Here is an 18,665-nt window from a genome sequence, read left to right as displayed (position 1 = left end):
CACGCGCTCAGCCCGCCTCGAGGAAAGTTTCCATGCGGCGGCGCATCGCGGCGTCGGGCAGGCGGCCGCGCGCCGCGCCGAGATTGTCGAGGACGTATTCGACCTTCGCCGTCCCCGGCATGCAGCAGGTCACCGCCGGATGCGAAACGATGTACTTGAGAAAGAATTGCGCCCAGCTCGCGCAATCGAACTCGCTCGCCCAGGGCGGCAGCTTTTGCCCCTTGACCGCGTTGAAGAGCCGGCCGCGCCCGAACGGCAGGTTGATCATCACCGCCATGCCGCGCTCGGCGGCGAGCGGCAGAATTGTTTTTCCGGCCTCGCGGTTGTCGAGCGCGTAGTCCACCTGGATGAAGTCGAGCGGCCCCGCTTTCATCGTGCGCTCGAAGTCGCCATACTGCCGGGGAAACGAAGTGGTGATGCCGAGATAACGGATGCGGCCCGCCTGCTTCCAATCGCGGAGCGTGCGGAAGTGCGCTTCGGTGTCGCGCAGATTGTGCACCGCGATGAGATCGATCTTGTCCGTGCGGAGCTTTTTGAACGAGTCCTCCATCTGGCGGATGCCGGCGTCTCTGCCCTGGATGCTGACTTTGGTTGCGATGAAGAGATCGTTCCTGATCTTCAGCTCCGACGTAAGCTCGCCCACCACCGCCTCGGCGGTGCCGTACGTCGGCGAGGTGTCGATCAGTTTTCCGCTCAGCTCTTTGAACTGCCTGAGCGTCTCGCGAAGCGGCGCTTTTTGCGCCTCGGTCTGAATGTCCTCATAGCGCCGTGCCGTGCCGATGCCGATAACCGGCAAGCTCTCGCCGCTCGACGGGATCTTGCGCTGAATCAGCGGCCCGGTCTCAGCGAGCGCGCCGCCGCACGGCAGAAAAGCCGAAGCCCCGGCGGCGATGCCGGCCTTCAGCAGGTCGCGGCGGCTAAGCGCTATGTTATCGGGGATTATGGGACGGGACACGAATACCGGAATATCGCCGGCGGGCCATTCGTGTCAAGCGAACGGCAAAAGATGGGCCTCAGCATTTTTACCGGCGATAGTCGCGATAGTAGCCGCGCCGATAATGATGGTCATGGTCTATGTAAGCGAAACAACCCGCCAGAAAAGACATCATCACTACGAACATACCAGCCGCCAAAATTCTCCGTCCTACTTTTAGCGATTTCATCTTGCGCCCTCCTTTTTTCACATAAAGAACTACCGGCAATGACCATCGAGAATCTCCACGTCGTAAACCTGCCCCTCCCGCCACTCGAAACAAATCCGCCAGAGATCATCGATCGCGATGCTGTACCGGCTCGCATGGCCGTCCGCACCGTTAGGTATCGGCTGCCAATCCTCCTGCGCCGCAACCGCCCGGTCCAACGTTCGTAAGTGCCGCAAGGCGGTCCGTTGAGCCTCTTCAGGGATTCTATCGGATCTTTGCCGGCTGAAAATTCTCTCGGTCTCCCTGGACTTGAACGTTTTGATCATGGAGTTATTTCCCTTAACACCAGACTCGTAAACTTCCTCCTTCAAGAGGGCCGCCCCCCATCACCGAGTCGGTGATGCGAGTGCGGCCCTCACCTCATCCACCGCCCCTTACCACCGATGATATTCGCTGCCATAGTGATGATGGTGACCGTCATCGATCCGTCTGTAGTAAAAACACCCCACGAGGCTCGACACGAGAACTGCCATCAAACCGGTCATCAGCACGTGTTTTATCCAGTTTCGCATCGCACACCTCCTTCTTCAGTTGAATAATCGAAGCAACGGCTGTGCCAGGCAAACAATCAAAATGATCGCGCACTTTAGAAGCAGCGCCGGGCGTCACACCTGGAAAAAAGGTAATATCCACGGAAAAAATTACGCATTGACCCCCTACACCTACACCACCCTCCTTGACCCGATCGCGGTTTCCTATAACCTGAGGCGGTGACCTACTACCGAGAGGAAAGCTTCATGGACAAATTTGGGAAGGTTACGGCCTACCTATTTCTCACGGCGATTCTGCCGCTCTGGTCCTTAGGCTTTGCGACCGCCGGCGAACCGACGGAGCAGATCCGCGCGGCCATCGAGCGCGGCGTGGAGGTTCTCAAAGACGCGAAGCTCAACGGCGCCAAAGAAAGAGCCGAGACCGTCCAACGTCTGAAGCAGGTCGTTTATCCGCTGTTCGACTTCGAAGAGATGGCCAAGCGTTCCCTCGGCGCTCACTGGCGGCGTCTCGATCCGCCACGGCAAAAGGAATTCGTGGCGCTCTTTACCGAATTGCTGGAACGAACCTACGCCAACAGCATTAACCTCTACGACGGACAAACCGTCACTTACACGGGAGAAACGTTGGACGGGGACTACGCCGAGGTCAGCACGAAAATCATCACCAAAAAGGGCGAAGCCTTTTCCGCGGTCTATAAACTGCACCGCGTCGATGGCAAATGGAAGATCTACGACCTCGTCGCCGAAGGCATCAGCGTGGTCAACAACTACCGCTCTCAGTTCAACCGCGTCATCGTCAACTCGTCCCTGGAAGAGCTGATGAGAAGACTCAAGGAGAAGGCGGCTTGAGGCTCGGGGTGGCGGAGGGGAATGCAGAGTGCTGATGGCGAAAAGCTATTCCTCGATTGCCCGGCAGCTTTCGCGGCGCGAGCTTCTGCGCCTCGCGCTCGGCGCCGGCGCGCTCGCGTTGAACGGCATGACGATGGCGGCCGAATCATTGATCCGCCGGCCGATTCCGCGCACCGGAGAGTTCTTGCCCGTGATCGGACTCGGCACCTGGCAGACTTTCGACGTTGCGGAATCCGAGCGCGCCCTGCTCGGCCGGGTGCTGAGCGAATTCGTCCGCCTGGGCGGCAAGGTCGTCGACTCCTCGCCCATGTACGGACGATCGGAGATCGTCGTCGGCGATCTCGCCGCCAAGCTCGGCTTGCACAAACAATTATTTCTCGCCACCAAGGTGTGGACCAGCGGACGCGACGACGGCATTCATCAAATGGAAGAATCGTACCAGCGCCTCAGGACCGAGCGCATGGATCTGATGCAGATTCATAATCTGGTGGACTGGCGCACTCACCTCGTGACGCTGCGCCGCTGGAAGGAGCGTGGCAAAACGCGCTACCTAGGGGTGACCCACTACACCGAAAGCGCCTACGATGAGCTGGCACGCGTGCTGGAAGCGGAAGAGCTCGATTTCGTGCAGCTCAATTACTCGATCGCCGAGCGTACCGCCGAGCGCCGGCTGTTGCCGCTGGCCGCGAAGCGGCGCGTCGCGGTGCTGATCAATCGCCCTTTTGCCGAAGGCGCGCTGTTCAGGAAAGTGCGTGGCAAGCCGCTGCCGCCTTGGGCGGCTGAGATCGGCGCTGCGAGCTGGGCGCAGTTCTTTCTCAAATTCGTTGTTTCACACCCGGCGGTGACCTGCGCCATACCGGCGACGAGCAAGTTCGAGCATCTTGTGGACAACATGCAGGCGGGAGTCGGAGCCCTTCCCGACGTCGCCACGCGCGAGCGCATGGTCCGCTATCTCGATGAACTATAGAGGGGTGATTCTTTTTCAGCGGACTTACCGGAGAAACCCCATCAATTGCAGATTGTCCGGATTAACGAACTCGCCTTCAATCCTGACGTAATCTCCTTGGCGAAGCCGGCGGAAGTTATCCACGTCGACTCCCCGGGCATTATAAGGAAGAGTTACGGTCACCGTTCTACCGCCGGAGCGGGGCCTCACATCGAACACGCCGCGATCGTAGTCGAGCCGCTCGACCGTACCCTCGATAACATCGCGTCGCGGCGTCAGAGGAGTAGCGCCCCGCGCGATTGACGGCGAAGAGGCACGCGCTTGGACCGGCAACTGAAGGATAATAGTATCGACATAGGGACGTGACGGAGGATTAGGCATAGGCATAAAGGCTACGACATCGCCCGCCTCCAAACTGTCGGGAGAATAGTCAAAACCGTGATATCGAACTCGGGTGTAGGCGACATCGTAAGGAAGGATGTCCCTGCGGCCGGTATCGGTCCACACAACCCGGATCTCGCGTCTGCTCCGATCGATTTCGGCGACCTCGGCACGCACCTCACCCGGTTGCAAAACGACGTCCCCTTCCTGCGGACGTTGCCCCGACCGGGCCTCGTCTAAAGTTGGTCTGCGGGCCAGTTCCGCCGCGCACCCGTCAAAGATCAATACGACGGCCAACGCCAAAAAACACCGTTGTCGAACATGATTTAACCGATCCATTTCAGTCGCCTCCCTTTTTTTCTTCGCGCTCGCCATTCACACCTCGCGAGCGAATAAAGCCGCACCGGGTAGTTTATTGTGGAATTCGCACCTAAACGTGTCAATTAGGTGGATACCGGAGCGGGGTAAACCTGTAAACCAACTTATCGACCCAGTCGTCCAACCTACTGGTCCATTGTGTTGCGCCTTACTGCGCACTAAGCTTGAAAATAACTTAGGGCCCCGGATACGGAATCGTGTCGACGGATTGCCGGCGAGGGAGGGAGGATCGCATGATTTCTTTGGGAGCGAAAAAATTAAGCCTTCGGAGTCTGGCGGCATCGCTGGCTTTCTTAATGCTGTTTGTGAATGCGCCGTTGCCGGCGCCGGCACAGGAATTCGACGACGACGACATCGAGCAGACCGTCGCCAGGATTTCGTATATTTCGGGGGCGGTGTCCTATGGCCGCGGCGACGATCCCGACGACTGGGACACTGCGATCACCAACGTGCCCTTCACGCTGGGAGACAGGATCTACTCCTCGCCGGACGGACGCGCCGAGTTGCAACTCCCGGGCGGCAACTTCGTCCGCATCGGGCGAGGAAGTTATCTGACCGCGCTCACTCTCACCCACGACACCAAACAATTCTATCTCGGCAACGGCGCGGCGACGGTCATTATTCGGCGCCTCGATCCGGACGAGATTTTCGAGATCGACACGCCCAACGTGGCGGTGACGTTCGACACGCCGGGACGCTACCGCGTCGAAGTCGATGACGACGGCAACACGCGGGTCATCGTGCGGCGCGGAACCGCGGTCGTCGCGGCGGACGGCCGGGAGGTGACGGTGGAGCAGGCGGAGATGCGCATCACCGGCATAGACGCACCCCGCTATGAGATCGTCGGCCTGCGCGCGGCGGACGCGTTCGACCGCTGGGTGGACGAGCGCGAGGGACGCTACGAGCGCGTCTACCGGGACGCGGACCGGTACGCCAACGAGCGCATCGTCGGCCTCGAAGATCTGGCGGATCACGGACGATGGGAAGAGATTCCGGAGTACGGCTACGCCTGGACGCCCACACGAGTCGCCGTCGGCTGGCAGCCTTTCACCGTCGGCCACTGGTTTTGGCAGGACCCATGGGGCTGGACCTGGATCAGCGAAGAGCCATGGGGCTGGGCACCGTGTCATTACGGCCGCTGGACCTATTACCGTTCCCGTTGGTACTGGGTGCCGGTCGAACGCAGAGTCCGAGTCGTGAGGTACGTCCCGGCCGTCGTCGAAATCGTTTACGTCGGAGGCCACGTCGGCTGGTTCCCGCTCCATCCGCGCGATCGTTTCGTGCCCTGGTGGAGCGGGCGCGCGAGAGTCGAGGAAGTTACGTACGTGAACCGCACGCGCGTCGTCGTGATCGATCAGGAGACGTTTGTCTCCGCACGGAGAGTCACGACCCGAATCGTGCGCGATACCACGATCATCAGGGAAGTGACCACGGTCCGCGTGCGCGAGCGGAGCATGCCGATTCCGCGGCGCGAATCGATACGCGTGGCTTTTGAAGAAGGGCAGAGACGCCAAATCCAGGGGCCATCGGAAAAGATTCTCTCGCGACCGGTCGTCGTGCGCACCGCGCCGGTGCCCCCGCCGCCACGATTCGAAGAAAAGTTGCGCGCGATCCGCGAGCGCAAGGGACAACCCCTGGCGCCGCAAGAGATCGTAAGCCTCGGCGCCAAGGAATTCAAAGCCAACCAGCGTGCCCGAATTCGGCCCGCAGCCGAGGGGCGCGGCGGGTTCGCTCCGGCGAAAGAGAGCCCATCGACGCCTCCACCACGGTCCGTAACTCCATCGAAGGGCAGAAAGCTCGCCACGCGGGATGAACCGGTGCTCACCGACCTGCCGCGCAAACGGGAGCGGCAACCGGAGAAACAGGAAAAGCAAGTCCAGGAGCAGGAGCGGAAGGATCAAAAACGCGACGAGCTGCAGATTAAAAAGCAACAAAAAGAGATCCAGGAGCAAAAGCAGAAAGACCAGCAGCGCGATGACCGCCAGCAGAAGGACCAAGAACGTCAGAAGAAGCAGCAGGAGCAGGATCGACAGAAACAAGAGAAGCTGCTTCAGGAACAGCAGCGCGACCAAGAGCGCGAAAAGCAGGAGCAGGGACGCAAGCAGAAACTCGAGGAGCAGCAGAGGCAGAAACAAGAAAAGCAGCTCCAACAGCAGCAACAGAGAGATCAACAACAGCGCGACGCCGAGCAGCGCCGTGAACAGGAGCGGCAACGGCAGCAAGACGAGCGCGAGCGCCAGAAGCAATTACAAGAGCAACAGAAAAAAGACCAACAGCTCCGGCAACAGCAGCAGCGTGAAGAGCAGCAGCAGCGCGAGCAGGAACGCCTGAAACAGCAGGACCAAGAGCGCCAGCAGCGCCTGCAAGAACAAGAGCGCCAGAAACAACTCAAGGAACAGCAGCGCCAACAGCAGCAGAGCCAGAAAGAACAGCAGCGCCAGGAGCTGAAACGCCAGCAGCAGCAACAGCAACAACCGCAGGAGGAACAGGCGCGCCAGAAACAACTGCAGGAGCAGCGCCGGCTGCAGAAGCAGCGCGAAGAACAAAAACGTCGCCAGGAGCAAGGCGGGGAAGCGCCGGCGCCTACCGGTCCAACAACCCCACCTCCACCCCCGCCGAGATAACGCAGGCGTGAGGCTAGAGGCGCGAGGCGAGAGTCCTCACGCCTCTAGCCTATTTCAACGTGGCTTCGAGAAACGCGAGCACCGACTTCGGGTCCCTAAAGCCGATCACGCGGTAGTTGCGCCCAGGAACCCGCTTCGCGTCGGCCAGCACGTCGTCCTTGGGAATATCGATTCTCATCGAATCGGAGCCTTCCACGACGACCTTATTCATCACTCTCTGCCAGAGGATTTGTCCCCGGCGCGAGAGCAGCCAGTTGACGTAAACCTTGGCGGCGTTGGGATGCGGCGCCTTGTTCAAGAAAGCCAGAACGCTGCTGCTGCCGCCGCCGATCTCGCTGCCGCCTTCTTTCAAGGAAGCAGCATCGACCTCCCCGATCGGCAGCCCTTGTTGGATCGCGCGCTCGGTATCCCGGCAGGCAAAGCAGACGTGAAATTTCCCCGAGGCGAGCCAGTCGGTCCCTTGCCGCCGGTTGCCGGAAATCGTCACGTCCATCTCGCCGAAGAGCCGCTTCAAGAATTCCGGGCCGAGATCCGGATCGTTGAAGAGGGACGTGGCGGCGTTCAATCCGAGACTGCTGGACTTGGGGTCCATGAAGAGAATTCTCCCCTTCCACTTGGGTTGCAGAAGATCGTAGTAGGATTTGATCTCCGCGGGGTTGACGAAATTTTTATTCACGTAGATCGTGGCGCCGCCGGATACGCTCCCTTCGAACAAGAGGAGGTAGTTGTTCTCGGGATCGGCGTAGATGTGTTTCCCGCTAAACCATTTCGAAACGTCGGTGACCTCCGGCAAGAGCAGCAGCGGCGTGATCGGATCCAAGGCTTTGCTGAGATAAAGGACGCGATAGGGCGTGCTCGGGCCTCCGGAATAGAGATCGACGAGGAATTTACCCGCCCGGCGCTCCGCCACGATGCGCGCGCCGAGCTCGCTGCCGTGGCCGCTCGCAGTCGTGACCCTGATTTCCGGATACTCCTGGTTGAACGCTTTGAGGATATCGGAGTGGGTAATCTCCTCGCCGCCGTAATTGACCAGTTGGCCTTCCTTCTTGGCGGCGCGAACGGTTTTTTCCCACTCGACCTGCCAGGAAGGCTTATCTTCGGCGGCGTGGAGAAATAAGAACGGAAAAAAAATCGCCAACAGGGAAATCAGCAGACTGGTTTTCATGGTCTGACAAAGGCGCGTCATATGAGACCTCCTTTGCGTTGCTGCCACCGCCATACTGCAAACTTACGATGCGGTCAAGCTCAAAGTACAAGCGCAGGCGTACTCTTTTCAGCACGTCGCATAGCTCGCCACCGGCGAGGTCAAGATAGACTGCGTTTGGAGCCCAACCGCCCGGCCGGGGGTTTCTCGAAGGGACGATGCGTGGGACGAGGAAGCATCAAGCGTACTTCAGATGTTCTCTTAGAATTCTCGTGCCGCGCAACACAGCCGTATCGCATCGGCCCGCAGAGAGACTCGCGGCCGGGCGGTTGGCACGTAGCCTTTATCACCGGCCTGTTATCTGGATCATGACCGCTTCGGGATCCGCGCCATAGCGCCAGGGCAGCCCCACGCTTCCCAAGCCGCGCGAGACGACGAGGAGAGACGAGTTATAGGCGTAGGCGCCCTCGTCGAGACAGAACTGGCTCTGGCGCACGAGCGGCGGGCCGTTCCAGAAACGGATCTGGCCGCCGTGGGTGTGGCCCGAGAGCGTCAGCGGAACACCGCGCGCCTCGGCGTCGTAAAAAGAATCCGGATTATGCGCCAGAAGAAGATGGGGCGGGCCGTGCTGCGACAACAACCGATCCCAATCGGGCTTTCCCAGGATGCGGTCGTCGATGCCGCCGAGAACGAACTTGCCGCCGCCGTGCGCCAACGCCACCGCCTGGTTCGTGAGGGTCGTGATGCCGATCGAGCCTAGACGCGCGCGAATCTTCTCCGTATCGCGGCCGAAGTAATCATGATTGCCGTGGCAGTACCAGGCGCCGAGCGGCGCGCGCGCGAGCGGCGCGAGCGCGGGGAGAAACCCATCGAGGTCGCTCGCCCGCGCCGTAACAACGTCGCCCGCGACCGCCGCGAGGTCGGGCTTTAGCGCCATCAAGGAATCGACGATCTCCGCCAGGATTTCCGCCTTGAGAAAAACGCCGGTATGAATGTCGGACAGCAATAGAACCTTAAGCGGCGCGAGATCTCTCGGCCACCCAACGGGTGTGAGCGAAGTTTCAGCCAGACAAAAACGGCGCGGTAGAAGCCAGGTGTAGGGATGCCAGAGGCCGAGCAGGTGGGGAAAAACAAAGCGCGACACCAGTCGGTCCGTCTGGCGTTCAAGCACTTTGAAGAGACCTTTGTTCGGGTCGAGCCAGCGGCGCTCCTTTCCCGTCATGCGCCGCGGCGGTGCCAGTTGCCGTCTTCTCTCAATCAATCGTACGCACAACCTTTTTTGAGCTGACAATTTTTCAATGGAAGATTTACGGGAATGGATTGAACCTTCTAGAGGACTTCGCTTCTTTAATCTTGAAACTCCGGTTCGAGGGCGGTCAGAAAGGTCCCAGCTACAAGGCGCGCGAACAGCGACGAGCGGAGGCGTACTTTTTTCAGTACGTCGAGCGAGTCGGTGGAGCGCAACGCCGTAGATGGGCCTTTATGGCCGCCCTCATGTTTTATACAACCCGTCGATGAAGCCGGCTTGATCGAGTTCGCGCAAGTAGTGCGTGTCCCAGAGCGCCAGCGGGCTGAAAGCCTTGGCCTCGGGAATTTTCATCAGGCACAGCTCGTAGGCGTTCGCGACCGCTTCAAGGGAGGGATACGGCTTGATCGGCATCCGGGTCAGGCTCTCGTAGCGGCCGCCGGCTTCGGGTTCTCGTTTTCTTAAGCCGTCGAGAATGCGCTCGGTCTCTTCGCGATGCGTGCGCGCGAAGTGGATGCCCATGACCATCGCTTTAACCATTCGCTCGCCGAGGCGGTCTTTTAGCTGCAGCGCCGTGAGGGCGGTCGTGAGCGTCGGGCCGTTGATCATCGGCAGCGGATCGAGCGGAAGAACGTGCAAGCCCGCCTCTTCGAACTGCGCCGTCCCGCCGGTGATCAAAGCCGCGTCCGCCTTGCCCGACGTGAGCAGCTCGAACTGGCGCTTTCTGAACGCCGGCGACATGTCTTCGCCGATCTCCACCCACTGGACGTCGCTGAGCTTGAGCCCTGCGCGAAGGATATACAGCATGTGATTTCCGCGCAGGTGATTAAAGCCAGCGACGCGCCCTTTGAGCGCCAGATCGACGATCTTTTTTCCGCGCAGCTCCGCCAGCGAGCCGACCGGCTCGCGCGACACCAGTCGGTCGCGCACGCTGTTGCTCGGCGAGGCGATACAGACGATGGGCTTCCCCTGGCCAACGAGCGCGTACGGCGTGATGTGATTGCCGGAGATAAAGTCGATTTTGCCGTCGAACAGTGCGCCTTCGGCCTCCGGCGGGCTCGCACAGAATTCCATCCCGCGCATCTTGATGCCGACCTTTTCCCAAATCCCGGCCTTGTCCAGCACCTCCCAGATCGGCAGATGCGAGTAGGCGCGAAAATATCCGCGAATCTCAACCGGCTCGTAGTCTTTCATCGAATTTCCTCCCGCCATTTTGATCAACGTTCAGGCGTTGACTTCTGTTCTATCGATTTACGCATTTTGCTGGAGCCGCCCATGTCCACGACATCATCCAAGTCGAAAGAGTCACGCTCCAGGATTTCCCGCGCAAGCTGGGCGTAAAACTGATTGAGTTCGAACGCGCTTTGCAATCCATAGTCGCGCACGCCCACGACCACCTTCTTCAAATCCTCTCTGGCTTCGGCAGGCAGCGATTGGGGGACATCGGGAAGCTCGCGCAAAAGTCCGGAGTCGAGCCAGAATATCGCCTCGCTCAGCCGGTTGAGATACGCGATAACCGCCTTGTCCTGGGAAAATGGGCCCTTGTAGACGAGCCGGTGCGATGCCTCCGCCCATATCGTGCCGCGATGCGTGTGGATTTGGATTTCGACGATGCGGCCGTCGACGTCGGCAAGATAGTGAATTGCGCGGTAACCGGTCCCGCGTTGGTCGGTGATCATGTCTTCTTTCTCCACGGTTTTGAGCGCGCGTTCGATATTCTCAGTGACCAGCGGCAGGGCGGCGTAACTCGGGATGACGATGCGGCTGCCGGCAATGTCGGTCATCTCCGAGAGGCAGTTATACTTTCTACGCGAAATTTTTTCCTGAATGCTGTCTACGACTTTCAGGCGCGCCAGCACGCGAAACGGGGGATCCGGATGGGGCGCCTTCAGCGCCGCGCGGACTTTTTCCAATGCCGGCGAGTACTGCTGCCGGTATTTCTCGACGAGCTGAGTCTGTTGCGCCGGACTGAGGTTCCGGTATTCCGCGACGGAGTCGCCGAGCTTGCACGCGGCGCTCTGTAACTTCGGCGCGGCGGCCGGCGCGCATGCGATCTGAGCCGCGAGCAGCGCCGAGGCGATAAGGCTGATAAATATGCTCTTGTCGTGCTTACGCATCTTAGGGATATTTTCTTCTTGTCTTCACTGAGACAGATGACTGGACGATCTGATCAGTCGAATAAAACTTAAAATAGGCCGGATTGAGGATCGGCGTCAAGCGCGGTGGAGGGTGTCTAGTCAAGCAAGCGCGGCCTTGGCGGCGTTCAGTCGAAGCACCTCCACGCGCTGCCGTTACTCCTGCGCGCGATGCGCCAGGCGCTCGTAGTCGACGCCCCGAAGCTCCGCGGCGATCTCGGATGTGGTGCTCAACGCTAGCCACAGCGCGAGTTTCCCATGGATGCCGAGCGCAATGGCCTCCAGGCTTTCAAGCAGGCGCAGCGAGCCGCTTGCCTTATCATCGACCCGCATCTTGATGCGCGCGACCTTCTCCGTCAGCCAGGCGCTCACTTTGCGTGTGCGGCTCTCTTCTATCCCTAATTTGCGCATGAGAGCCAGCAGTTCCTGTCGATCCGCCTCGATATCGGCCCTGATCTCCGCCAGCGACTTCGTTATCCCCGTGCCTTCTCGTTCGAGATCCTCCAGCAGCTCCAGCGCCACCACCGACCCCGCCAAATGATCGTTCAAATAAATTTCCAGATGCTCCTTGGCCATATCACGCCTCCATGCGTCTGTTGACTCATGGCCAGCATAGCACTGGCAAAGGAAAGTAGAAGATAGCGACAGCATCAAGGCGGAGCGTGTACAGCGACGGCTCCCGAGTTGAGTGAGAAATCCGTTGATGGGCAAGGGGGCATAGTGTAAATTACGCTCTCATGGCTTCCCCGGTACGATCAGAGTTCTTGCTGCTGCTTGAACGGGAATTTGGAAGATTACAGCGAATCGGAACAAGCGCATCGCTGTTCACAATCCGCAACAAGGCACGGGTATACGTTCGATACTCCAAAGTCACAATGACGGTTCAACATTTTTTGGGCTACGACAAGGAGACATCGCACTGCTGGAAGGTTTTCCTTCTTTCATGGCCTTTTTGTGGGAAGGTCAAAGAGAACCGCTACTCATACCATTCGAACGGTTTGCGGCTGTCTTTCGGTCTGTCGAGCCTGCCAGCGATGGCCAGTACAAGGTGCACATATACTCAAATAACGAGGGAACTGATCTCCACATCGTCCGCGCGGGGAGATTCGGTGTGGATGCGTACTTCGGTCTCACTGGGCTCCGCGCGGTTGTTCTAGGAGAAGATGAGCCCTACTTGCCGAATTTTCGCATCATCAGATGCAGACGATAGTAGGCTCAATAGGTAGTTTGACCGGTCATTCCGTATATATTCCGATGAATGACAGACCTTTTCTGGATTGGAGTATTGTAACTCGCTTTGATTTGGCTAGTGATGTTCCGTCAACCGGTAGGTATTCGCCCGCAGCTTGTTTGCCTCTCATAGACGTTCTTTGGATTCATCCAACGCAAAATTTATTAACTGCGGCGTTTGAAATCGAACACTCCACACCGATCTACTCCGGGCTTCTCCGATTCAACGACGTTCACGTTGATTTCAAACTGCCTCGCGCAGGCATCGTTGCTGACGCAGAGCGGGAAGAAGCTTTTCTTCGACAAATCAACAGGAGAACCTTTCGTGCTAGTGGCCTAAGCGACGTATGTCTCTTTTACAAGTACAGTGATATCTATCGTTGGTATCTCAGACTTCGTTCGGGACATCCGGGTTAATTTTCATCGGTTATCGATTCACCTGAAAGGAACGCCGCCGCGTAGGAGCCAACGGTTAATACTCCGCTTTCTTGGACATCGGCCCAAAAGAGGTAATCATTTTCGTTCTGGCTGGCGTGTATTTCTTTAGCAATCTCATCTCGCTCGACCTCCGTACTGAACGGTCCTTGAGCGAACGGCTCCAGTCCATCATCAACCTCAATCAGATAGTACTTGGCTTCCATTCTTCAGTTCCTCCATAGTTGGCTCGTTTTACTTCGACTACTTTCTCTAAAACCATTCGTCGATAGTAAACCTGATTCAGGATTATCCCAAAAAAGGTTACCTTATAATATCGGCACTACCTATGAACGATAAGAACCGGAATGATTACCTAGGCCTGGATTACCTTCATCGTGACCGCTGAGTGTTTCTTATGGTCGAAAGTTTGGTCGTAGTCGCGCAGGAGGATTCGGGCGTGCCTCATAAGACAGGCGCAAGGTGCGGGCACGCGATTAGAATTGAGGCAAGCACAATGTGGATAAGAATGCTTTCTCGTCCCTCAACTTTTCGGCCCTCGTAATATGTCATCGACGAGATCCTGCGGTGCGGCAGTGGGCTTGCCTTGGGAATTGACGAAAATCCCCAGGGAATAATCACGCGCGAGGAGCTTCCGGTTGCCGGCGTTGTAAATTTCGTGAATCCACGCGCCGCGCACTTTGCCGATTTCGCAAATCCAGCTCACGATCTCGACGGCATCGTTGTCGCGCGCGGGAGCGAAGTACTCGATGTCGTGCCCTCCTTGAAAGACCGCCCAATCGCCCGCGCGCAATTGCTCCAGCGGGTGGCCGGCGGCGCGGATGGCGTCATAGTAAGCCTGCTCGATCCAGTTGAGAAACACCGCGTGGTGAACGCGCCCCATGGGATCGAGCTCGTACGTCTGGACACGGCGCGCGGATAGGTAGCGGTAGCAGTTCTCGATCTTCTTGGACTTATACGCGCGTATGCCCAAATCTTCCGCCTCTCCGGCCGGTGAAAAGGCGCCGATGAATTCCTCCGGCAAGCGCACCGGTCGTCCGGTTTTCGTATCGACATAGACCCAGTGAGCACGCGCACGAGCCACACGAGCATTGTCGCCAGAGCGCCTGACGTCGTATTCCCGAAAACAGTCGACTCTTCCACGCTCAGATAACCAGGTCGTCACTTGCAACTCGTCACCGTAAAGGACTTGCAGGTGGTAGCGAATTTCCAGCCGGCGCATGACCCATCCGGTGCCGCGTTCTTCGTACCAGCGAAGTCCGTAGCCGGGTTCCGCGGATGCCTGAATCGCCGCCTCTTGCAGGTACTTGACGCAAACGGCGTTGTTGAGGTGCCCGAAAGAGTCGAGCTCGTCGTGGCGGATGCGGAATCGACAGCTGAGCTTACGCGGCATTTGGCTTGTCATTCACCCCACTAAACGAAACGAGGAACAGGAGACAACCAACCAGGATTGCCGCGAAGGGACGATAAGCGCGGCGATTCAGCTTGATCGCTCAGTGCTTCTTATGCCCGAACGTTTTGTCGTAGTCGCGCTGGAGGGATTCGGGGATGAACTGTTCTTCGAGCTTACGGATCTTGTTGGTGTCGAGCAGCGGCTCCTGCGCGCGTGGCACGACGCCCCATTTGCTCTTCTGCGCCCTGGCGTTCCACTCTTCCAGCGCAGCCGGGCCGCGCTCTTTGAAGTCGTGCATCAGCTCCCACGTGGCTTGAAGCCCGTGCGCCGTCGTGAGGCTCGGGAAAAGAACTGCGGCGGCGCCGAGCTGCTGGAACTCCTCTAGCGTCGGCGACGGCGGCGGGCCGTAGTACGGAGCGATGACCGGCGCGGGAATTCTCCGGCAGGCGTCTTTTATCTCTTCGCGCGAGCGCAGCGTGTTCACCCAAATAGCATCCACGCCGGCTTCTTTCACGTAAGCGGTCGACCGCTCCACGGCATTCTCGAAACTCCCGCCTTCCGAACCGATCGAGTCGCAGCGCGCGACGATGACGAAGTCCGGATCCAATTCGTTTTTCGCCGCGACCGCCGCTTTGTACTTGCCGATCGCCTCCTCGACGGAGATCAAGCGCCGCCCGGCCTGGGTTCCCGATTTCTTCGGCGCCTCCTGATCTTCGATGTGGAGTCCCGCGGCGCCGGCGCGAATATATTCTTGGACCGTGTGGTAGACGTTCACGGCGTTGCCGTAGCCGGTATCGGCATCGGCGAAAATCGCGATGTGGCTGCCGGCGGAGAGGCGGCGCGCCGCTTCGACCATTTCGCCGAGACCGATCAGACCGACGTCGGGCTGGCCGTAGAGATAGGCCGCGATCTGCGAGCCCGCCATGAAGAAAGCTTCGTAGCCCAACGCCTCCGCCATGCGCGCGTGGAGCGGGCTGAAGCCTCCGGGCATGACGAGCAGCTCGGGTTTTTTCAACAGCTCACGAAACCGCGTCGTAATTTTCGTTGCCATTGCCCTCACGCCTCCCCGATTTTTAGTCCCATCATTATCAACGCCGCCCGGCCGACGAGGCCGAACGGGTTCGCCATCGTCTCCTGAATCTCGAAGTGGTTGAAGCCTTCGCCGACGAAAAACTCCACCGGCTTCCCCGCGGCTTTTACGGCGGCGGCGAACTCGCGCGATTGGCGTTGAAACTCCGGCGTCTCGAGCGTGCCGTGGGCGACGACGAGCGGCATATTTATTTTATCGATGTGCCGCTGCGCGCTGAGCGCCTCCTCCGTGGCGTCGTCGAGGTTCACGTATTTGCTCCGTTTGGAAAGCCGCACGGCCTTCAAGTCGTACATGCCGCTGATGAGCACGGCGCCTTTGACGATGTCGGCAGGCAGGCCGAAGTCCTTCTGCCAGTCGGTGATCACGACGCAGCCGCCGAGATGCCCGCCCGAGGAATGGCCGGAGACATAGAGACGGTTCGGGTCGCCGCCGAAGCTCACGGCGTTTTTGTAGACCCAGGCGACGGCGCGGCGCACCTGGTCGGCCATCGTCATGAGACTGCCGCCCGCGTTCTGCACCCAGACGAAGTCGGGGATGACGAAGTGGGCGCCCGCGGCAAGATACATCTCCGCCATGTAAGCCGAGTCCCGGGCCGTGCCGCCCTTCCACGCGCCGCCGTGAATGAAAATCATGACCGGCGCGTTCGCCCGCTTGGTTTTATAAATGTCAAGCTTCTCGATCTCCGTCGGCCCGTAGGCCGCGCGCTCGGGCGCGCCGATGCGGGCGATCGTCCGCTCGCTCGCGAGCCGGCGGCGCTCAGCGATATGCTCGCGGTTCGGCGCCCAGACGGCCTGGTCGTAGGCGTCGTCGAGCTCCTTCTGATCCATGTCGAGCCACACGAGCGGACCTTTTTGCCGCATTGCCGCTGCCATTCCGGATTCACTCATAGATTCCTCGTTCTGCCTTTTTTTTTCCGAAGTCTTTGGACTCTCGCCTAGAGTTTTATCGCCTTGGCCGCGTTGCCGCCGAGCACCCCGCTCCGCTCCTCTGCGGAAATTTTTAATTCCTTGATCCTCCCGACCGGATCGAAATCGCCCATCGCCATCGGATAGTCGGTTCCGATCACGACGCGATCGGCGCCGACGGCGCGGATCAAATAGTCGATCGCCGCGACCGAGTGGAGGATCGTATCGAAGTAGATTTTCTTAAGATACGCCGAGGGCTTTTGCGAGATGTTTTTCCTGAACTCGGGCCGTTGCCCGAAGGCGTGATCGAGCCGCCAGATATTGTAAGCGACCAAACCGCCGCCGTGAGAAAGACAGAAGCGGAGGTTTTTGTGCTTCTCGAACATACCCTTGAGAATCATCCGCTCGATCATCAGCGTCGTCCTAAAGGGAAAGTGGAGGACATTGCCGAGCATCCCGTTGATCGGGTCCTCCCTGTCGATGCCGTCCTCGACCGGATGGACGAACAACAGCAGATCGAGGGACTCGGCCGCTTCGAAGAACGGCGCGAAAATCGGGTCATCGAGTAGTTTGCCCCCGACGGCCGTGCCGATCTCCAGCCCTTTGAGGCCCATTCTTTTCGCCTCCTCGGCGATCGCGATCGACTCGGGGACGCTTTGGAGCGGCACGCTGCCGAAGGCGACGTAGCGGTCCGGATGGCGCTCGGCGACCGCCTGGAGCGCCTCGTTCTGCAGGCGCGAGAAGTACGCGGCGGCCGCGGGCTCCGCCCAGTAGAACAACAGAATCGGCGACGGCGAGATCGCCTGAATGTCGATATTCATTTTGTCGAGATCTTTGATGCGCGCCGCCGCGTCGTAGGAGCCCTCGGCCAGATTTCTCCTCATGCCGCCGCCCGAGGTCACGCTCAAGCGGCCGTTTTGCAAGACGACCCGCGGCGCCTTGTCACGGTATTTGCCGGCGTTCTGGAATGCTTCGACGGGAAAAAAATGAGAATGTAGATCGATGTTCATTCTTCAACGTCTCCTGGCATTGTCGTGCTTCCAAAGTGGTCAAAATATGGCAAGCGTCTGACCGGGTCAAGGAGAAAAGAGGCGGCGAGCCGGAGGCAAGGCGAATGACGAAAAACAGCGCGAAGACAGATTGAACTTTCGGCGGCAATCCCGTAAAGTCTTTTTTGTACGTAAGACTTTTTGAAATTGACAGCTTTGAGCGGTTAAGGTTTTTTTTCGCTCAATCACAAGGAGGTGAGCATGAGTGGACGTGAAGTATTGAAGGAAAACGAAGCTATTCTTAGAGGGATCATCCGCAGCATCGACAAGAATCTCGACTACACCGCCGGAGACAGCCCCCAGTCCGAAGGAGCAAAATTTACCGTCCAACTCTCCCTACGCGGCCGGCATGCCACCGTTTCGCTGTCGCTTGAGGATTTGATTGCGGCCGCTCAGGACGTCGTGCGGAAAAACGCCCTGCGGCAGAAGATCAAGAGTACCCGAGACCACATGATGGACGTTCACGTTGTCGACGTCATGGGCAACAAGACGGCCAAAATGCTGAAGCAATCCGCAGCCACGCAGGAGAGCTTTCAACGCCCGATGTTTCGGCGCTCGTTCGGCGGCAGACGATAAACCCATCGCCGGCCCCGGGCTCGCGGTAAACCGGCATGACTTTCCATTGATTTTTTTACCCGTGTCCCAGCGGGCTTTTTCCTGCGACGGCACGACCCGGCCTTGACGGGCCGCCGGCTTTCTAATACTCGTTCGGCAAAACGCATTCATAGGGGCGCAGATGATCAAAATAACCGAGGAGATGAGGACGCGCATCGGCAATGCCCTGACCGAGAAAAAGACCTGCGTCTGGGCGACCAGTTCGAAAACCGGCGCGCCCGACCTGAGCTTTCGCGGCAGCACCTATGTCTGGGACGACGAGCACTTGGCTTTCTGGGACCGGTCGCGCGGCCTGAGCACGCGAAACATCGAGGAGAATCCCCAAGTCTGCATGATTTATTTCGACTCATCGACGCGCGTCGGCTGGCGCTTCTACGGCCAGGCCACGATCTTCAAGGAAGGCGAGATGCGCACGAAGATCATGGAGCGGACGATCAAAGAAGAGCTGGACAAGGATCCGGAGCGTAAAGGCTACGGCGTGCTGGTCAGAGTCGATACGATCCGCCGCTACAGCGGCGACGAGATTTTCCAGCAGCGCTGAGGGCGCCGACC

At 59.0% G+C, this 18,665-nt stretch carries 20 protein-coding genes; 5 read left to right on the top strand and 15 right to left on the bottom strand.

The features are described from left to right. Positions 1-7: 7 nt before the first annotated feature. The 4 genes from VGL70_08840 to VGL70_08825 form a co-directional block, all read right to left on the bottom strand. Positions 8-955: an aldo/keto reductase gene (locus VGL70_08840; GenBank protein ID HEY3303623.1), complete on the bottom strand. Its 948-nt coding sequence runs from the start codon at positions 953-955 to the stop codon at positions 8-10. A 67-nt stretch (positions 956-1,022) separates the two neighbouring features. After that, on the bottom strand, positions 1,023-1,163 hold the full coding sequence (locus VGL70_08835; GenBank protein HEY3303622.1) for a hypothetical protein: 141 nt from the start codon (positions 1,161-1,163) through the stop codon (positions 1,023-1,025). A 29-nt stretch (positions 1,164-1,192) separates the two neighbouring features. Further along, positions 1,193-1,468, bottom strand: coding sequence for a type II toxin-antitoxin system RelE/ParE family toxin (locus VGL70_08830; protein HEY3303621.1), 276 nt, complete (start codon positions 1,466-1,468; stop codon positions 1,193-1,195). 151 nt (positions 1,469-1,619) lie between these two features. Next, positions 1,620-1,835 (bottom strand): hypothetical protein, encoded by a 216-nt coding sequence (locus VGL70_08825; GenBank protein HEY3303620.1) that lies wholly within the window; start codon positions 1,833-1,835, stop codon positions 1,620-1,622. Positions 1,836-1,939: 104 nt separating this feature from the next. Between VGL70_08825 and VGL70_08820 the strand changes: the two genes are divergently transcribed. Continuing rightward, positions 1,940-2,542 (top strand): ABC transporter substrate-binding protein, encoded by a 603-nt coding sequence (locus VGL70_08820; GenBank protein HEY3303619.1) that lies wholly within the window; start codon positions 1,940-1,942, stop codon positions 2,540-2,542. A 34-nt stretch (positions 2,543-2,576) separates the two neighbouring features. Further along, positions 2,577-3,509, top strand: coding sequence for an aldo/keto reductase (locus tag VGL70_08815; protein HEY3303618.1), 933 nt, complete (start codon positions 2,577-2,579; stop codon positions 3,507-3,509). A gap of 24 nt (positions 3,510-3,533) precedes the next feature. Here the strand turns inward: VGL70_08815 and VGL70_08810 are convergent, their stop codons facing one another. Next, on the bottom strand, positions 3,534-4,244 hold the full coding sequence (locus VGL70_08810) for a hypothetical protein (GenBank protein HEY3303617.1): 711 nt from the start codon (positions 4,242-4,244) through the stop codon (positions 3,534-3,536). 236 nt (positions 4,245-4,480) lie between these two features. On the opposite strand from VGL70_08810, the gene VGL70_08805 reads away from it, so the two are divergent. Continuing rightward, on the top strand, positions 4,481-6,871 hold the full coding sequence (locus tag VGL70_08805) for a DUF6600 domain-containing protein (GenBank protein HEY3303616.1): 2,391 nt from the start codon (positions 4,481-4,483) through the stop codon (positions 6,869-6,871). A gap of 49 nt (positions 6,872-6,920) precedes the next feature. On the opposite strand, the gene VGL70_08800 is transcribed toward VGL70_08805, so the two are convergent. From VGL70_08800 to VGL70_08755, 10 genes are all read right to left on the bottom strand, one after another. Continuing rightward, on the bottom strand, positions 6,921-8,057 hold the full coding sequence (locus VGL70_08800) for an extracellular solute-binding protein (protein HEY3303615.1): 1,137 nt from the start codon (positions 8,055-8,057) through the stop codon (positions 6,921-6,923). Positions 8,058-8,361: 304 nt separating this feature from the next. Beyond that, a complete protein-coding gene (locus VGL70_08795; GenBank protein HEY3303614.1) occupies positions 8,362-9,276 on the bottom strand; it encodes a metallophosphoesterase in 915 nt (304 codons plus the stop codon). Positions 9,277-9,507: 231 nt separating this feature from the next. Continuing rightward, positions 9,508-10,455, bottom strand: coding sequence for a hypothetical protein (locus tag VGL70_08790; GenBank protein HEY3303613.1), 948 nt, complete (start codon positions 10,453-10,455; stop codon positions 9,508-9,510). A gap of 23 nt (positions 10,456-10,478) precedes the next feature. Beyond that, positions 10,479-11,378 (bottom strand): RelA/SpoT domain-containing protein, encoded by a 900-nt coding sequence (locus tag VGL70_08785; protein ID HEY3303612.1) that lies wholly within the window; start codon positions 11,376-11,378, stop codon positions 10,479-10,481. Positions 11,379-11,552: 174 nt separating this feature from the next. Next, positions 11,553-11,972, bottom strand: coding sequence for a hypothetical protein (locus tag VGL70_08780; GenBank protein ID HEY3303611.1), 420 nt, complete (start codon positions 11,970-11,972; stop codon positions 11,553-11,555). Positions 11,973-13,039: 1,067 nt separating this feature from the next. After that, positions 13,040-13,267, bottom strand: coding sequence for a hypothetical protein (locus tag VGL70_08775; GenBank protein HEY3303610.1), 228 nt, complete (start codon positions 13,265-13,267; stop codon positions 13,040-13,042). Between the two features lie 317 nt (positions 13,268-13,584). Beyond that, positions 13,585-14,454 (bottom strand): thioesterase family protein, encoded by an 870-nt coding sequence (locus VGL70_08770; GenBank protein ID HEY3303609.1) that lies wholly within the window; start codon positions 14,452-14,454, stop codon positions 13,585-13,587. A gap of 100 nt (positions 14,455-14,554) precedes the next feature. Continuing rightward, positions 14,555-15,505, bottom strand: coding sequence for an isocitrate lyase/PEP mutase family protein (locus tag VGL70_08765; GenBank protein ID HEY3303608.1), 951 nt, complete (start codon positions 15,503-15,505; stop codon positions 14,555-14,557). 5 nt (positions 15,506-15,510) lie between these two features. Then, positions 15,511-16,431, bottom strand: a complete 921-nt coding sequence (locus tag VGL70_08760; protein HEY3303607.1) for an alpha/beta hydrolase — start codon at positions 16,429-16,431, stop codon at positions 15,511-15,513. Between the two features lie 47 nt (positions 16,432-16,478). Next, positions 16,479-17,459: an amidohydrolase family protein gene (locus VGL70_08755; protein ID HEY3303606.1), complete on the bottom strand. Its 981-nt coding sequence runs from the start codon at positions 17,457-17,459 to the stop codon at positions 16,479-16,481. A 240-nt stretch (positions 17,460-17,699) separates the two neighbouring features. Between VGL70_08755 and VGL70_08750 the strand changes: the two genes are divergently transcribed. Then, the gene (locus VGL70_08750; protein HEY3303605.1) at positions 17,700-18,074 is read left to right on the top strand and encodes a hypothetical protein; all 375 of its coding nucleotides are present in this window, start codon (positions 17,700-17,702) and stop codon (positions 18,072-18,074) included. 160 nt (positions 18,075-18,234) lie between these two features. Further along, on the top strand, positions 18,235-18,654 hold the full coding sequence (locus VGL70_08745; GenBank protein HEY3303604.1) for a pyridoxamine 5'-phosphate oxidase family protein: 420 nt from the start codon (positions 18,235-18,237) through the stop codon (positions 18,652-18,654). Positions 18,655-18,665 lie beyond the last annotated feature (11 nt).

Source organism: Candidatus Binatia bacterium (assembly GCA_036504975.1).
Classification (GTDB): Bacteria; Desulfobacterota; Binatia; order UBA9968; family UBA9968; genus JAJPJQ01.
This window is presented reverse-complemented; position numbering and strand designations above follow the sequence as displayed.

Excerpts from the sequence above, each read along its gene's own strand:
- VGL70_08835 (HEY3303622.1), bottom strand. The coding sequence starts at position 1,163 with ATGAAATCGCTAAAAGTAGGACGGAGAATTTTGGCGGCTGGTATGTTC.
- VGL70_08830 (HEY3303621.1), bottom strand. The coding sequence starts at position 1,468 with ATGATCAAAACGTTCAAGTCCAGGGAGACCGAGAGAATTTTCAGCCGG.
- VGL70_08820 (HEY3303619.1), top strand. The coding sequence starts at position 1,940 with ATGGACAAATTTGGGAAGGTTACGGCCTACCTATTTCTCACGGCGATT.
- VGL70_08815 (HEY3303618.1), top strand. The coding sequence starts at position 2,577 with ATGGCGAAAAGCTATTCCTCGATTGCCCGGCAGCTTTCGCGGCGCGAG.
- VGL70_08810 (HEY3303617.1), bottom strand. The coding sequence starts at position 4,244 with ATGGCGAGCGCGAAGAAAAAAAGGGAGGCGACTGAAATGGATCGGTTA.
- VGL70_08805 (HEY3303616.1), top strand. The coding sequence starts at position 4,481 with ATGATTTCTTTGGGAGCGAAAAAATTAAGCCTTCGGAGTCTGGCGGCA.
- VGL70_08800 (HEY3303615.1), bottom strand. The coding sequence starts at position 8,057 with ATGACGCGCCTTTGTCAGACCATGAAAACCAGTCTGCTGATTTCCCTG.
- VGL70_08790 (HEY3303613.1), bottom strand. The coding sequence starts at position 10,455 with ATGAAAGACTACGAGCCGGTTGAGATTCGCGGATATTTTCGCGCCTAC.
- VGL70_08785 (HEY3303612.1), bottom strand. The coding sequence starts at position 11,378 with ATGCGTAAGCACGACAAGAGCATATTTATCAGCCTTATCGCCTCGGCG.
- VGL70_08780 (HEY3303611.1), bottom strand. The coding sequence starts at position 11,972 with ATGGCCAAGGAGCATCTGGAAATTTATTTGAACGATCATTTGGCGGGG.
- VGL70_08775 (HEY3303610.1), bottom strand. The coding sequence starts at position 13,267 with ATGGAAGCCAAGTACTATCTGATTGAGGTTGATGATGGACTGGAGCCG.
- VGL70_08770 (HEY3303609.1), bottom strand. The coding sequence starts at position 14,454 with ATGCCGCGTAAGCTCAGCTGTCGATTCCGCATCCGCCACGACGAGCTC.
- VGL70_08765 (HEY3303608.1), bottom strand. The coding sequence starts at position 15,505 with ATGGCAACGAAAATTACGACGCGGTTTCGTGAGCTGTTGAAAAAACCC.
- VGL70_08760 (HEY3303607.1), bottom strand. The coding sequence starts at position 16,431 with ATGAGTGAATCCGGAATGGCAGCGGCAATGCGGCAAAAAGGTCCGCTC.
- VGL70_08755 (HEY3303606.1), bottom strand. The coding sequence starts at position 17,459 with ATGAACATCGATCTACATTCTCATTTTTTTCCCGTCGAAGCATTCCAG.
- VGL70_08750 (HEY3303605.1), top strand. The coding sequence starts at position 17,700 with ATGAGTGGACGTGAAGTATTGAAGGAAAACGAAGCTATTCTTAGAGGG.
- VGL70_08745 (HEY3303604.1), top strand. The coding sequence starts at position 18,235 with ATGATCAAAATAACCGAGGAGATGAGGACGCGCATCGGCAATGCCCTG.